This is a genomic window from Stenotrophomonas maltophilia (assembly GCF_004920835.1).
Classification (GTDB): Bacteria; Pseudomonadota; Gammaproteobacteria; order Xanthomonadales; family Xanthomonadaceae; genus Stenotrophomonas; species Stenotrophomonas maltophilia_AQ.
Map to the genome: position 1 here is coordinate 37,914 of NZ_QFHO01000001.1, position 13,738 is coordinate 51,651.

Sequence of the window (13,738 nt, forward strand, 5' to 3'; positions counted from 1 at the left end):
AGAACTCAGGGTCCAGACAAGTGTGCGCGGCTTTGGAGGAGCACAGTAGATCCGTGCCCTTGGAAGCCTCAAGCATACGCTCAGGCAATGTCAGCTCCGAATGCGACGCCTACCACGCTGACCCGTCGACTTTCCTCGCACATAGAAAAACGTGCATCTCTTCTTCCTGGACAGCCCTGAACGATTCCAACCAACTGAACGCTACCCCTCGATTCCCGATGGCTGCACCAAGCTTCTCAGTCAAGCACCGTGCACACTCCATTCCGCCATGGCTGGGCGCACAACAGAATCGGCAACACGCCATGGTCGTCGTCTTCTCTGGACGGCACTGGAACATGATCTTCGTCATCAGACTCACAGCCTGGGACCGGGAGGACATGCCATTCCCCAATGAATGCGGAAGTAGCCGCGCCGAGCGCGACCTCTTCCTATGCCTTAGTGACGGATGTCACGGCCGGGATCACTCGGTTTCTCATGCCCGGAACTTGACTTGTCATGCTCATTGTCACCCTGCTGCGGTTGACAGTGCCCATCCATCCGTTATTCCGACGTGCGCAGATCCCTCCCGGATGAACGAGCGCCATGAACAGGCCTGGCCTGCAAAGGGGTGTACAGTGATCTCCCTGAAGGAGAACAGCAATGGAACGCACAAGAAGCAGGCACTACGTCGACGTAGACCGTGAACTCACCCACTGGGAAACCGCGTTCAACCTGGGCGCGCTACCCGCAGTCAATTTCCGGCACGAGGTTGCCCCGGTCATTCGGCTGGCGTGTGATATCTATGTCAGGAACCCTCATGGAACACGCTCAGCATGGCTCGAGGATCTGCAGGAACGGCTCGCCAAGCGTTCAAGCCTGCGCGGTAATCCCGGCGCGGCAGAAATCGCCACTGGATGCTGGATGCTTCTGTCCGTAACCGAGCCGTCCAATCGAAATGGCAACCTCAGGCATCGCCCTGTCGACTAGCCACATCATTTCCTTCTCGCATCAGCTGGTCGTTCAGTACGTGCACAATGGACATGACTGCGCTTGCCAGTCCGCGGGCGTCGCTGATTGACCCATAGAAGAAGATCTTCGAGCCCTCGACACGGACTTCGGCCAGTGAGAGTTGAGATGCCAGGGCTTCGCACTTCATGACGAACAGCTCCGTCCATCGCGCACCGGGCTCCAGATCCAGCAGAGCGGTAATTGCTTCGTCCGCGGACAAGTTCACATGCTCACGTAGTTGTGGCACATCGAAGCCGATGATTCTGGGAAGCATCGAGGCGCTCAAGCGTCGGCCCTCTGGTTGATCATCCTGAGTATCCGCCAAGTGGTGCCTGCCAGGTAGGCCCTCGGAGTGAACGGTTCATCCCCCTCGTCCATGCGCCAATGTCCTGGGGCTTGGCGCTTGACGAGACGCGTCACGGCCAGATCAAGCTCAGCCTGCGGCCTCCAGCCCATTGCCCGCCGCGTCCAGTCGCCACGAAACGAAGCAGCCAGACCCAGGTCGGCGTCTGCGAGGCGAGTTGCTGCAGCATGTTCACGGCCAGTCCCCTTGGTAAGTGGCGGTGCGGCGTCATCGCCATGGCGCTCACTATTCGCACTCACGCGCCCTGCAGCCAGTGGCAGCTGTCAGTCATTGGGGGTTGCTGGGCGGTGACCGGGCGCACCGAGGGTGCTCTCGATCCAATCCACATAACGCGATACCCGGACGTTGTGCACCACCTGGCCATAGAAGCCGGCTTCAAGGGCATGCTCGGGAACAGCGGTGATCCAGGAGCCCAGGCCAACCAGTTGCCAGACGCCGTGATCCTCGATCACCAGTGGACCGCCGCTATCGCCGCTGCCCAACACGCCTTCAAGTGGCAGACCTTGCGGCGGGGCATCGAACCGATACCAGAGATAACGATCATTGCCACCGGTAATCGCGTTGTATGCCCGACGCAGCTTGGTGCGGTGCGGTCCGCCCGGTACCAGTCCCATCGCACCGTTGCCGGTGGCGCCCTTTCCGATCAAAGCGGCGACCTGCGCGACCTCGGCACTGCCGCGATACAGCACGACGGGCTGCACATCGTTCACGGGCGCTGCGAGCCGGATCAGTGCAATGTCATCCGATGTGGCCAGGAACGCGTGTATCTTCGCCGGGCTCCCTGTCGCCAGCGCCTCCTTGCCCAATGCGTCGGGCATTCTCCTGTAGCCGGGATGCACGACCACGCGCTCCACGCTGTAGTCCTTGCCATTGATGGCGATGGTCTGCCCCATCCCCTCCATCGGTGCGGCATGCGCTGCCGTCAGCACCCACTGCGACGCGATCAGAACGCCCTGCCCTTCGCCCGGCATGTCGGCCAGGGCAGGAAACTCGGTTCCATCGATCCGGTATCGGGCATCGTCCACATCGTGACGGATGACCACCGCTCCAGCAGCGAACGGCAGCGCGGCAAGCGCCAGGAACAGCCAGCGAACCATGGGAGCCTCGTCCTTGCGGTCAGTTGCTGCAAGCCTAGTTGAACACGTGGATGCTCAGCAGGCCATGTGACCAAGGCCCCGTACTGGACGACGAACACAGGGAAACTGGTTGCGGAACCATGTGCACGGCATCAGCGGCCGGTGACAGAGGCACGCCGCCGGTACTGCTCAATCCACTCCAGCGACGGCACAATGCCACCAAAAGGGAACAGATGCGGGCTGACCTGGCCATGGGTGTTCTCCAACCCATTTACCAGCCTATCAACGAAAACCTCTGGTCCTGCCGTTCCCAGCAGCCGGCCGATCGAGATGCCGTACCGGGCCAGCATCGATGCGCTGGCCCCCACGCCGCACATCGCGGCGTAGCGCAGCAGCCGCGCGATACTCGCCGGCCCCGGCACGCCGACCAGCACCGGAGCGGTGATGCCGCGGGCACGCAGCGCATCCAGCCACGCCAGAACGACACCGGCATCGAAGCCGAACTGGGAGATGATCAGCGGCGCCATGCCCCGCGCCTCGATGGCCTGGCACTTGCGTTCCAGCACGCGCCACCGATCCTCGGCGTTCATCACCGGATGCCCTTCCGGATGCCCGCCCATGGCAACAACCTTGATGCCGCAACGCTCAAGAAGACCGGTTTCGATGATCGAAGTACTGTCGGCATACGGCCCGGCGGGCGTGGAAAGATCACCCGCGATCAGCAGGCACTTCGCTACCCCGGCTTCGCTGGCGGCACGCTCCATGAACCGCTCAAGCGCTGCACGCGACCCGATGCGGCGGGCAGAGAGATGTGGCATCGGCTCGAAGCCAAGCTCGCGCACCGTGCGTGCCGCCGCCAGCCGGGCATCGTCGTCCTCGCTCGCCAGATAGGGGATCGAGATCGTCGTTCCGGGGGCGATGCGGGCCGCCTCGGCGCGCAGTGCCGGCATGGTCTTCGCGCTCACTTCCAGCGAAAACGCGTTGATGAAGGCCTCCGCCCGGTCAGGCGTGCGTGCAGACATCAACCGCCCCCGCGCACGTTGCTGGCAACCGGCGTGCTGTTACGCGCCAGTTCGACGAAGGCCTGCAGGTAGTCGATACCCGTATCGGCCTCACGCGCGCCCAGATAGATCTGCTTGGGGATGCCTTTCGCACCCAGGCGCACCGGCACCACGTCCATGCGCGCGGCATACTCCTCCACCAGCCAGCGCGGCATGGCAGCCACGCCGCGACCGCTGGCCACCATCTGCATCATGATGTCGGTGGTTTCGATGGTCTTGTGGCGCCGCGGCGTGATGCCCGCCGGCAGCAGGAACTGGTTGTAGATGTCCAGGCGCTCGAACGGCACCGGGTAGCTGATCAGCACTTCCTGGCCAAGCTGGCGTGGTTTTACGTGATCCACCTTGGCCAGGGCGTGGTTCCTGGCCACCACCAGAACCTGCTCGTAGTCGAACACCGGCACGAACTTCAGCCCCGGCTTCAGCAGCGGGTCCGGCGTGACCAGCAGGTCGATCTCGTAGCCGAACAGCGCGCCGATGCCGCCGAACTGGAACTTCTGCTTGACGTCCACATCCACGTCCGGCCACGCGGCCAGGTACGGCGAGACGATCTTCAGCAACCACTGGTAGCAGGGATGGCATTCCATGCCGATGCGCAGTGCACCGCGCTCGCCCTGGGCGAACTGGCCCAGCCGCTCCTCGGCCAGGTCCAGCTGCGGCAGCACCCGATTGGCCACCGCCAGCAGGTATTGCCCGGCCTGGGTCAGGCGCAGGCTGCGGCCTTCGCGCAGCCAGACATCGGTGCCCAGCTGCTGCTCCAGCTTCTTCATGCTGTGGCTGAGCGCCGACTGGGTCAGGTTGAGTACACCGGCCGCGGCGGTGAGCGAGCCCTGCTGCTCGACCTGCTGCACGATGCTGAGGTGGATCCGTTCCAGCATGACGATGAATACCGCTCATGGATTGGTGAAGTAATACCATTTTACGTCATGGAAGGGCGTGACTAGGATCGGGTCATGCCTTCGGTTGCCTGCCAGCCCGGTCACCTCGCCGGCCTGCAGGACTGCGCCCCCGCAGATCGCCCGAAGGAGCTCCCTCCCCTGCTGAAAGCGAACAGATGACCCGCCCCCTCCGTATCGTCGCCGTTTCCGGCGGGCTGCAGCGCCCCTCCAGGGCTGCGACCCTGGCTGAGCACCTGCTGGACCTGATCGGCGAGGACGTTGCCTGCGAGCCGCACCTGATCGAGCTGGGCGAACTGGCGCCGCAGCTGGCCGGTGCGCTATGGCGCTCGCAGCTGCCCGAGGGTGTCGAGCGGCAGCTGGTGGCCGTTGAACAGGCAGACGTACTGGTGGTTGCCACGCCGGTCTACCGCGGCTCGTACACCGGCCTGTTCAAGCACTTCTTCGACTTCATCCACCAGGATGCGCTGGTCGACACCCCCATCCTGCTGGCCGCCACCGGCGGCAGCGAGCGCCACGCACTGGTGATCGACCACCAGCTGCGGCCGCTCTTCAGCTTCTTCCAGGCCCGCACCCTGCCCCTGGGCGTGTACGCCACCGACCGTGATTTCGCTGATGGCCGCGTGCACAACGACGCCCTGATCCAGCGCGCACGGCTGGCGGTGCAGCGGGCGATGCCCCTGCTTGCCCTGTCCCATCGCGCAGCGCCTGCCAATGCCGAGGCCGCTGCAGTCCTTTGAATGCCGAATGCCAGCGACCCGCATTCGGATGTCACCCCCGCAACCCGGAACGCCGCCCATGACGACCGAGAACTTCACCTTCAGCATCACGCGCATCCCCTTCAACGAGGACTACCAGCCCGCTGACGGCACGCGCATCACCACCAACTTCGCCAACCTGGCTCGCGGCGAGTCCCGCCGGGAAAACCTGCGCAACACGATCAGCATGATCAACAACCGCTTCAACGATCTGGCGCACTGGGACAACCCGAGTGCAGACCGTTACGCTGTTGAGCTGGACATCATCTCGGTGGAGATGCACATCGATGGCGGTGATGGCAGCGATCCGTTCCCGCTGATCGAAGTGCTGCGCCCGACCATTGTCGACACGCGTACCGGCGCTCGCACCGAGGGCATCGTCGGCAACAACTTCTCGTCCTATGTGCGTGACTACGATTTCAGCGTGGTGCTGCCGGCCAGCAATGAGGGCAAGGCCACCTTCGGCATTCCGGAAGGCTTCGGCGACCTGCACGGCAAGCTGTTCCAGCACTTCCTGGAATCGGAGGCCTACCGTGCCAACTTCAGCAAGGGGCCGGTGATCTGCATCAGCGTCTCCAGCAGCAAGACCTACCATCGTACCGAGAACCACCATCCGATCCTGGGCGTGGAGTACCGCCAGGGCGAGTTCTCCCCCACCGACCAGTACTTCGACAAGATGGGCCTGCAGGTGCGCTACTTCATGCCGCCAGGCAGCGTCGCGCCACTGGCGTTCTACTTCCAGGGTGACCTGCTGGGCGACTACTCGAACCTGGAACTGATCGGCACCATCAGCACGATGGAGGCGTTCCAGAAGATCTATCGCCCGGAGATCTACAACGCAAATTCCGTGGCCGGCAAGGTCTACCAGCCCAGCCTGAAGCACCAGGACTATTCGTCCACCCGCATCGTCTACGACCGCGAAGAGCGCAGCCAGCTGGCGGTCAAACAGGGCAAGTTCACCGAAGAACACTTCATCAAGCCGTACCGCGCCGTGCTTGAGCAGTGGGCTGCCCGCTGATCCATTGATTTCCCATTCGCCCCTCAGGACACAAGACGCAATGTCGACGAAGAAACTGCTCCCCACCTCCACCGCCGGCAGCCTGCCCAAGCCCTCCTGGTTGGCAGAGCCCGAAAAGCTCTGGTCGCCCTGGAAGCTGCAGGACGAAGGCCTGACCGAAGGCAAGCAGGATGCCCTGCGCCTGTCCCTGCAGGAGCAGCAGCACGCCGGCATCGATATCGTCAGCGACGGTGAGCAGACCCGCCAGCACTTCGTCACGACCTTCATCGAGCACCTGAACGGCGTCGATTTCGAGAAACGCGAAACCGTGCGCATCCGCAACCGTTACGACGCCAGCGTACCAACCGTAGTCGGCGCCGTGAGCCGCCCGAAGCCGGTGTTCGTGGAGGATGCGAAGTTCCTGCGCCGGCAGACCACGCAACCGATCAAGTGGGCCCTGCCCGGCCCGATGACCATGATCGACACCCTGTACGACGCGCACTACAAGAGCCGCGAGAAGCTGGCCTGGGAATTCGCGAAGATCCTCAACGAGGAAGCGAAGGAGCTGGAAGCCGCTGGCGTCGACATCATCCAGTTCGACGAGCCCGCCTTCAACGTGTTCTTCGACGAAGTGAACGACTGGGGCGTGGCCGCGCTGGAACGTGCGATCGAAGGGCTGAAGTGCGAGACCGCCGTGCACATCTGTTATGGCTACGGCATCAAGGCCAACACCGACTGGAAGCAGACCCTGGGATCGGAATGGCGCCAGTACGAGGAGTCTTTCCCGAAGCTGCAGACCTCCAACCTCGACATCATCTCGCTGGAATGCCACAACTCGCACGTACCGATCGATCTGATCGAGCTGGTGCGCGGCAAGAAGGTGATGGTCGGCGCCATCGACGTGGCCTCCAGCAAGGTGGAGACGGCTGAGGAAGTGGCCAACACCCTGCGCAAGGCGCTGCAGTTCGTGGATGCCGACAAGCTCTACCCGAGTACCAACTGTGGCATGGCACCACTGGCGCGCGAGGTGGCACGGGGCAAGCTGCAGGCGCTCAGCGCAGGGGCGAAGATCGTGCGCGAGGAGCTCTTGGCGTAGCCCCGGCCGGGAACACCCTCCCATCCGGGCGTCGGGTTGACGGAGCCTGGCCTGGTATCGGCCAGGCTCCACCCCGCCCCGGCACCTCGGCCTTGGTCAGCATCACTGAGGGCCTCGACGCCAGCGCCTCCTTGATCCGGCCCATCTCGTGCGACCCAGCCTCGGCCAGGCGCCGCGCCTGCTGCCGCTGCTGCCGCGTGGACGTCATTGGAAGTGGAGTAACGGCATCTACCAGCCGCGCCACCGCATCGCGCAACCGCAACTGCGGGCAGAGCCGGGCGGCGCACCAGCGCTCGGCGTAGCGCTTGGCCTGCCGAGCATTCGCGGCGGCCACCACCTTGGGCTGGGGTGATTTCCGCACGTCCAGAAGCAGGCGGAAACCCAACACGGCATGCGGCACGATGATGGCCACGGAGCGGCCGTTCCACCACAGATCCCAGCGGTCACCGCTTTGCACCCAGCCGGAGGGCCGGGGGGCCGTCATGAAATCTGCAGGGTCGGAAGGCGAATGCATGGCCGGAAGAATACGATTGGCCGTCGCACGGACTGAGATTGCGGGTGGCCGAAGCAACGCTGCAGCTTCAGCTCCCAGCTACGGCCTCTTCACCACTGTGGCCCTAGCAGCTTCGCCACCTCGGTTTCGAGCTTCTTTGCGGCTTCGGCCTGCGAGGCCACCTTGATGCACAGCCCGGACTGCGCGGGACCCGGAGTCAACTGGTAGCGGTTGATGGTGCCGCCGCCATCGCCATCCAGTTCCACCCGGGCCACCAGGGTTCGGCCGTTGGCATTGAAGATCCAGTCCCGGTACTCGGACATCGTTGATTCCACGCTTGGCGCCATGAGTGGCTTTCACTCTAAGCGGAGCGGCGGTGAAGAGCGCCCGAAGAAAACGTTCGCGGAGCGTCGGTGCCAGGGGCGCGCGGCAAGCTGCCGAGCATGGGTTCGGCTCTACAGCTCGGGTGCAGCTCACGGAGTATGATGCCGCCTTCCCCGAACTGCCGTGATTGCAGCGGGCGCGTTCCTGCGAGGTACGCGTCGGCGCCGTTGAGATACCCCGCCCGATGCTCGCTTCCTACTCCTCTTTCCTCATCTGGGTGGCCGTGGCCGTTGCCACCGTAGGCCTGCTGTTCCGGCCATTCCGCGTTCCTGAGTACGTGTGGGCACTGGGGGCTGCGCTTCTGCTTCCACTGCTGGGAGCGGTGTCGTTCGGCACGACCTTGCACGCGGTGGCCGAGGGGCGCGATGTCTATCTGTTCCTGGCCGGCATGATGGTGCTGGCCGAGCTGGCCCGCCGCGAAGGGCTGTTCGACTGGCTGGCGTTGTACGCGGTCCGCCATGCGGGTGGCTCGGGACGACGCCTGTTCGACCTGGTGTTCCTGGTCGGCACGCTGGTGACCGTGTTCCTTTCCAACGATGCCACGGCGGTGGTGCTGACCCCGGCGGTCTACGCCGCCTGCAAGGCCGCCCGCGCCAACCCCCTGCCCTATCTGTTCGTCTGTGCGTTCATCGCCAACGCGGCCAGCTTCGTGCTGCCCATTTCCAACCCGGCCAACCTGGTGGTGTACGGCCAGCACATGCCCCCGCTGACGCAATGGCTGGCACAGTTCGCGCTGCCGTCGCTGGCCGCCATCGGTGCCACCTACCTGGTGCTGCGCTGGGTGCATCGGCGCGAGATCGCGCAGCCACTGGTGGCAGCCCCGGAATATCGCCCGCTGACCGAAGGCGGCCGGCTCAGCGCACTGGGCGTGCTGTTCACCGGCACCGTGCTGCTGGTGACCTCCGCGCTGAATGGCCCGCTCGGCCTGGCCACGTTCTGCGCAGGCACACTGAGCGTGGCGGTGGTGGCGATCCGCCAGCGGCGCAGTCCGTTGCCGCTGCTGCGCCATGTGTCATGGGGCGTACTGCCGCTGGTGGCCGGCCTGTTCGTGCTGGTGGAAGCGGTGGCCCAGACCGGTGTCATCCAGACGGCGGCCAGCGTGCTGCAGGCCGTGGCGCAGGCATCGCCACACCGGGCCAGCTGGCTGGCCGGTGGCGCGGCGGCATTGCTGAGCAACGTGGCCAACAATCTGCCGGTCGGCCTGGCCGCAGGCTCGCTGGGCCAGATGGCCGATCTGCCGGCACAGACCCGCGCCGCATTGCTGGTCGGCGTGGACCTGGGCCCCAACCTGTCGGTGACCGGCTCGTTGGCCACGATGCTGTGGCTGGTGGCGCTGCGCCGCGAGGGCGAGCATGTCAGCGCGCTCGACTTCCTGCGCGTCGGCGCGCTGGTGATGCCGCCTGCGCTGATCGGGGCGCTGTTGCTGCTCTAGTCGGGCAGGGTTCGGTCGCCATGACCAAACCGCTCAGCGATCACCCTCGAGATCAATCACCCGGTCAGTCTTGCTCACGATGCCGCGTCGATGGGTGATGGCCACTACGGTTACGTCATTCGCCAGTGCGCGGATATGCCCCATGATCTCGCGCTCGGTGGCTTCATCCAGCGCAGAGCTTGCCTCGTCCAGGAACAGGATTGCCGGCTCGCCATACAGTGCACGGGCTATCGCGATGCGTTGGCGTTCACCGCCGGACAACTTCAGGCCGCGCTCGCCCACCGTGGTTTCAAGGCCCTCGGGCAGTGCCTCGATCAGCGGCAGGATCGACGCCTTGCGTGCGGCATGCCGCAGCCGATCATCGTCACGCGCGCGCCCCAGCAGGATGTTGTCGGCCAGGCTTTCGTTGAGCAGGATGACATCCTGCGGAACCACCGCGACGGCGGCATGCCACGCCGCACGGTCGATCCGGGACAGGTCAACACCATCGACCAGGATCCGGCCACGCTGGGGATCGATCGATTTCAGGGCAAGCTTGAACAGCGTCGACTTCCCTGCCCCGGTTGGCCCGATCAGGAAATTGATGCCGCCACGTCCGGCCTCGAAGGAGACATCGCTTACCCCGCGACCGTTGCCATAGCGGTAGCTGACCCGCTCGAACGCCAGCCCGCCGCTTTCACCCGCAAAGCGCTGGGCATCGGCTGCCTGTCGCTCCTCGGGCGCTGCCCAAAGGGTGCAAAGCGGGGCCAGCATGCTCCACGAGCGCGCGACGTCATCGATCGAACGGGCGATCATCTCGAACGGCATGTTGAGCTGGAGCAGCAGCAGGTTGAACAGGACGATGTCGCCGACGCTCAGGCCGCCGCTCTGGTAGCGCGGCAGCAACAGGTGGAAGGTAACGATGAACTCGACCGCCAGGCCGATGCCCAGCAGCGCAATGAAGCCGATCCGCTGCAGTACATAGGCGCGCCAGCTGTCGCGCACCTCCTGGGCCTTCTGCTCGAAGCGCTGCACCATCCAGGCGCTGCCGCCGAACTGGCGCAGCGTCTCCATGGCATTCATGGCATTGCCGACGAAGCGCGCGTTCTGCTGCCCGGCCTCGACCGCCGCTTCGCGATGGATGCGGGCACGCCGGGTAGCAATCGCGGAAACGGTGACAGCCACCGTGCCGTAGACCAGCACGATCAGCACCACCTGCAGGTTGATCAGCGCGCCCAGCGTGATCAGGGTCAGCACAATCTGCAGCGCACTGGGAATGAAGGCCACCAACCCCAGCTGCACCACGATCTTCAGCGCGCCACGGCCTTTCTCCCCTGCTACTTGCAGCTCGGCGGCGTTGTAGTCCAGGAAGAAGCTGTTGGTCTTCTTCAGCAGACGGGCGAAGTAGCGGGTACTGGTGATGAAGCCGAGGTTCTCGCCGCTGAGGAACGACAGGTACTGCACCGTGTTCTGCAGGGCGCTGGCCGCGCCCAGGATGATGGCGTAGAGCAGGAATCCCCCCGCCAGGGCGCTGGCCCCGTCGATGGGCAACCGGTCGATCAGGCGCGAGAAAAGGTACGGCGCAGCAACGCTGGCCAGGCTGGACAGCAGGACACTGCCGGCGATGAGCAGCAGCAGCCTGCGGTCAGCCTTCCAGTAGGCGCCCAGGATCTCAGCGACGGGTGGCGGAACAGCAGTCTTCTTCATCGGCCTTGTTCCGGCGTGGATTCAACCCTTGAATGATATGCTAGAACATATCTATTCAGGAGCGGCGTCGCCACGTCGCAGGCCACTTTCGGATGGGATCGATGGATCGGGGAATGACGAACGTATCCGCTGCCGTGCCACGCGCACTCATGGCCCTCAGCATTGCCGCTGCACTGCTGGCCAGCCTGCCCGCACTGGCCCAGAACTCCGGCAATGACCGCGGTTCGAAAGCGGCAGGCGCAGCGCCCCAGGCACCGACTGCGACCCTGGACCAGGTGCTGGTGGTCGGCAGCAACATCCGCGATGCCATTGGCGGCGGCGCATCCCCGATCATCGTGATCGACAAGGAGGCCATCGACCGCACCGGCGTGGCTACCGTGCAGCAGCTGTTCGAGAAACTGCCGCAGAACTTCGGCGGTGGCGCCAATGGTGCCAACGTCGCCAACCTTGGCGTCGACCGCGATACCGGCAACAACTTCGGCCAGGGCACCGCCATCAACCTGCGCGGCCTGGGAACCGGCACCACGTTGACCCTGATCAACGGCCATCGCGTGACCTCGTCGAACCGCTACCAGTACGTGGATGTCTCGCTGATACCGTTGAGCGCGGTGGAACGCGTTGAGATCCTCACCGATGGTGCCTCGGCCATCTATGGCACCGATGCGGTCGGCGGCGTGGTCAACATCGTCCTGCGCCGCGACTTCACCGGGTACGAAACTGCTGTGCGCTATGGCGCCGTCACCGCCGGCGGCATGGAAGAGTACCAGGCATCGCAGTCGGCAGGCTGGTCATGGGATGGCGGCCATGTGCTGGCCAGCTACGAGTTCCTGAAGCAGAGCAACCTGCCGGCAGTCGACAAGGATTTCTCGAAGAACGTGCGGGTCAAGCCGTACGACCTCTACCCGGGATCCAAGCGCCACAGCCTGTATGTGGACGGTGTGCAGCAGCTCAGCGATGTGCTGACCCTGAACATGACCGGCTCGTTCGCCAAGCGCGAGATGGATACCACCATTTCCGGCACCGCCGACGAAACCCGGCTGTTCCCGCACACGCAGCAGTTCGACCTGTTCGCCGGACTCACGCTGGATCTTCCGCGCGGGTGGCAGGCGCGCCTGGATTCGGGGTTCGGCAGGAGCGATGTGTCCTACCAGCGCACGACCATCACCGGCAGCTCGGCCAGTACCGCACCGCCCACCAATACCAACTCCGAATCGCGCTACCTGGACCTGGTCGCCGACGGCGAGCTGTTCACCCTGCCCGCCGGTGGGGTCCGCGCGGCATTCGGCGCGGGTTACCGCCGCGACGGCTATGAACTGATCGATCACCGCGGCCTGGAAAAGCCACTCGACCTGCAGCGCACCGTGAGGTCCGCCTTTGCCGAGCTCAACGTTCCGCTGCTGAAGGATCTGCCGGGCGTGCGCAGCCTGTCCCTGACCGCGGCCGCGCGCTACGACGACTACAGCGATTTCGGTTCCACGCTGAATCCCAAGTTCGGCCTGCTGTGGGAGGCGACCCAGGGGCTTTCGTTCCGCACCAGCTATGGCCGTTCCTACCGGGCGCCGGTGTACCAGGACATGCAGCTGAACAACACCGTGGTGGTGGCGAACGTGCCCAACCCAGGCGCGCCCGGTGGCAATACGATCCTGATGATGCTGTCCAACGGCAATCCGGATCTGGGGCCTGAGCGTGCCAAGACCTGGACCGGCGGCTTCTCGTTCGCGCCGCCGTCCGTGCCCGGCCTCAAGATCGACGCGAACTACTACCACATTGAATACGCTGACCGCATCGGCAGTGGTTTCGGCGGCAGCTTCCCGTCGCTGTTCCAGCAGTCAACCGCACCTTATGCAGACATCCTGACCACCAATCCCACGCAACAGCAGATCCAGCAGGCACGCCAGCTGGGCGTGTCTGGCCTGGGCCTGTTCGTCTCGCGCGTGGGGCCGTACGCGTTGCCGCCAGGCATGGACGAAACCAACAGCCAGGTGATCCTCGACAACCGCTTCCGCAACAACGCCTTTACCCAGCAGCGTGGTGTCGACTTCAGCGGATCCTATGGGTTCGACGCCGGCCAGATCCACATCGCGACGAGCCTGGCCGGGCAGTACATCATCGAATCAAAGCGTCGTGTGACCAGTACGTCACCCGAGGTGGATGCGGTGAATTCGGTGTACTACCCGGTGGACCTGAAGATGCGTGGCGGTGTCGCGCTGAGCCGGCAGCAGGCCGCGGCGGGGATCTTCGTGAACTACGTGGACAGTTACCGCGACCCCGCCAATGTCGCCCGGCCCCACGTCAGCTCCTGGACGACGGTCGATCTGAACCTCGCCTACCACTTCGGTGCATCGGCGGACCCGCAGCGTGGCACCTCGCTTGCGTTCAACGTGCAGAACCTGTTCGACCGGGATCCGCCGTTCGTCGTCAACAGCATCAATACCGGCTACGACCCCACCAATGCGACAGCGCTGGGCCGCTTCCTGTCCATGACGCTGACGCACCGCTGGTAGGCCCCCG

At 64.6% G+C, this 13,738-nt stretch carries 12 protein-coding genes; 5 read left to right on the forward strand and 7 right to left on the reverse strand.

The window, feature by feature from the left end:
- Window positions 1–943: 943 nt before the first annotated feature.
- From DI041_RS00150 to DI041_RS00165, 4 genes are all read right to left on the reverse strand, one after another.
- The gene (locus DI041_RS00150) at window positions 944–1,273 is read right to left on the reverse strand and encodes a hypothetical protein (RefSeq protein ID WP_248298404.1); all 330 of its coding nucleotides are present in this window, start codon (window positions 1,271–1,273) and stop codon (window positions 944–946) included.
- 341 nt (window positions 1,274–1,614) lie between these two features.
- The gene (locus tag DI041_RS00155) at window positions 1,615–2,448 is read right to left on the reverse strand and encodes a S1 family peptidase (RefSeq protein ID WP_136638025.1); all 834 of its coding nucleotides are present in this window, start codon (window positions 2,446–2,448) and stop codon (window positions 1,615–1,617) included.
- A gap of 131 nt (window positions 2,449–2,579) precedes the next feature.
- Window positions 2,580–3,449: a methylenetetrahydrofolate reductase gene (locus tag DI041_RS00160; protein ID WP_136638024.1), complete on the reverse strand. Its 870-nt coding sequence runs from the start codon at window positions 3,447–3,449 to the stop codon at window positions 2,580–2,582.
- Window positions 3,449–4,363, reverse strand: a complete 915-nt coding sequence (locus tag DI041_RS00165; protein ID WP_136638023.1) for a LysR family transcriptional regulator — start codon at window positions 4,361–4,363, stop codon at window positions 3,449–3,451. The genes DI041_RS00160 and DI041_RS00165 overlap by 1 nt, the downstream gene beginning before the upstream one ends.
- A 176-nt stretch (window positions 4,364–4,539) precedes the next feature.
- Here DI041_RS00165 and msuE point away from each other — a divergent pair, with 176 nt between their 5' ends.
- From msuE to DI041_RS00180, 3 genes are read left to right on the forward strand one after another with little or no spacing between them, the layout of a single operon-like run.
- Window positions 4,540–5,121, forward strand: a complete 582-nt coding sequence (gene msuE, locus DI041_RS00170; RefSeq protein WP_046985537.1) for an FMN reductase — start codon at window positions 4,540–4,542, stop codon at window positions 5,119–5,121.
- 58 nt (window positions 5,122–5,179) lie between these two features.
- Window positions 5,180–6,157, forward strand: coding sequence for a DUF1852 domain-containing protein (locus tag DI041_RS00175; protein WP_046985538.1), 978 nt, complete (start codon window positions 5,180–5,182; stop codon window positions 6,155–6,157).
- Window positions 6,158–6,197: 40 nt separating this feature from the next.
- Complete coding sequence (locus tag DI041_RS00180; RefSeq protein WP_136638022.1) at window positions 6,198–7,232, forward strand: methionine synthase; 1,035 nt, start codon at window positions 6,198–6,200, stop codon at window positions 7,230–7,232.
- Here the strand turns inward: DI041_RS00180 and DI041_RS21365 are convergent.
- Together DI041_RS21365 and DI041_RS00190 are read right to left on the reverse strand one after the other, a co-directional pair.
- The gene (locus DI041_RS21365) at window positions 7,189–7,746 is read right to left on the reverse strand and encodes a hypothetical protein (RefSeq protein WP_248298403.1); all 558 of its coding nucleotides are present in this window, start codon (window positions 7,744–7,746) and stop codon (window positions 7,189–7,191) included. The two genes, DI041_RS00180 and DI041_RS21365, sit on opposite strands and share 44 nt — an antisense overlap.
- Window positions 7,747–7,835: 89 nt before the next feature.
- Complete coding sequence (locus tag DI041_RS00190; protein ID WP_046985540.1) at window positions 7,836–8,048, reverse strand: hypothetical protein; 213 nt, start codon at window positions 8,046–8,048, stop codon at window positions 7,836–7,838.
- 245 nt (window positions 8,049–8,293) lie between these two features.
- Here DI041_RS00190 and DI041_RS00195 point away from each other — a divergent pair, with 245 nt between their 5' ends.
- Complete coding sequence (locus tag DI041_RS00195; protein ID WP_136638020.1) at window positions 8,294–9,541, forward strand: arsenic transporter; 1,248 nt, start codon at window positions 8,294–8,296, stop codon at window positions 9,539–9,541.
- Between the two features lie 33 nt (window positions 9,542–9,574).
- Here DI041_RS00195 and DI041_RS00200 read toward each other — a convergent pair whose 3' ends face one another.
- Window positions 9,575–11,227: an ABC transporter ATP-binding protein gene (locus DI041_RS00200; RefSeq protein ID WP_136638019.1), complete on the reverse strand. Its 1,653-nt coding sequence runs from the start codon at window positions 11,225–11,227 to the stop codon at window positions 9,575–9,577.
- Between the two features lie 113 nt (window positions 11,228–11,340).
- Between DI041_RS00200 and DI041_RS00205 the strand changes: the two genes are divergently transcribed.
- The gene (locus tag DI041_RS00205) at window positions 11,341–13,731 is read left to right on the forward strand and encodes a TonB-dependent receptor plug domain-containing protein (RefSeq protein ID WP_248298402.1); all 2,391 of its coding nucleotides are present in this window, start codon (window positions 11,341–11,343) and stop codon (window positions 13,729–13,731) included.
- The last annotated feature ends 7 nt before the right edge of the window (window positions 13,732–13,738 follow it).

What these genes read in the sequence shown, in the direction of transcription:
- DI041_RS00155 (WP_136638025.1), bottom strand. Translation starts at nt 2,448, where the DNA reads ATGGTTCGCTGGCTGTTCCTGGCGCTTGCCGCGCTGCCGTTCGCTGCT.
- DI041_RS00160 (WP_136638024.1), bottom strand. Translation starts at nt 3,449, where the DNA reads ATGTCTGCACGCACGCCTGACCGGGCGGAGGCCTTCATCAACGCGTTT.
- DI041_RS00165 (WP_136638023.1), bottom strand. Translation starts at nt 4,363, where the DNA reads ATGCTGGAACGGATCCACCTCAGCATCGTGCAGCAGGTCGAGCAGCAG.
- msuE (WP_046985537.1), top strand. Translation starts at nt 4,540, where the DNA reads ATGACCCGCCCCCTCCGTATCGTCGCCGTTTCCGGCGGGCTGCAGCGC.
- DI041_RS00175 (WP_046985538.1), top strand. Translation starts at nt 5,180, where the DNA reads ATGACGACCGAGAACTTCACCTTCAGCATCACGCGCATCCCCTTCAAC.
- DI041_RS00180 (WP_136638022.1), top strand. Translation starts at nt 6,198, where the DNA reads ATGTCGACGAAGAAACTGCTCCCCACCTCCACCGCCGGCAGCCTGCCC.
- DI041_RS21365 (WP_248298403.1), bottom strand. Translation starts at nt 7,746, where the DNA reads ATGCATTCGCCTTCCGACCCTGCAGATTTCATGACGGCCCCCCGGCCC.
- DI041_RS00190 (WP_046985540.1), bottom strand. Translation starts at nt 8,048, where the DNA reads ATGTCCGAGTACCGGGACTGGATCTTCAATGCCAACGGCCGAACCCTG.
- DI041_RS00195 (WP_136638020.1), top strand. Translation starts at nt 8,294, where the DNA reads ATGCTCGCTTCCTACTCCTCTTTCCTCATCTGGGTGGCCGTGGCCGTT.
- DI041_RS00200 (WP_136638019.1), bottom strand. Translation starts at nt 11,227, where the DNA reads ATGAAGAAGACTGCTGTTCCGCCACCCGTCGCTGAGATCCTGGGCGCC.
- DI041_RS00205 (WP_248298402.1), top strand. Translation starts at nt 11,341, where the DNA reads ATGACGAACGTATCCGCTGCCGTGCCACGCGCACTCATGGCCCTCAGC.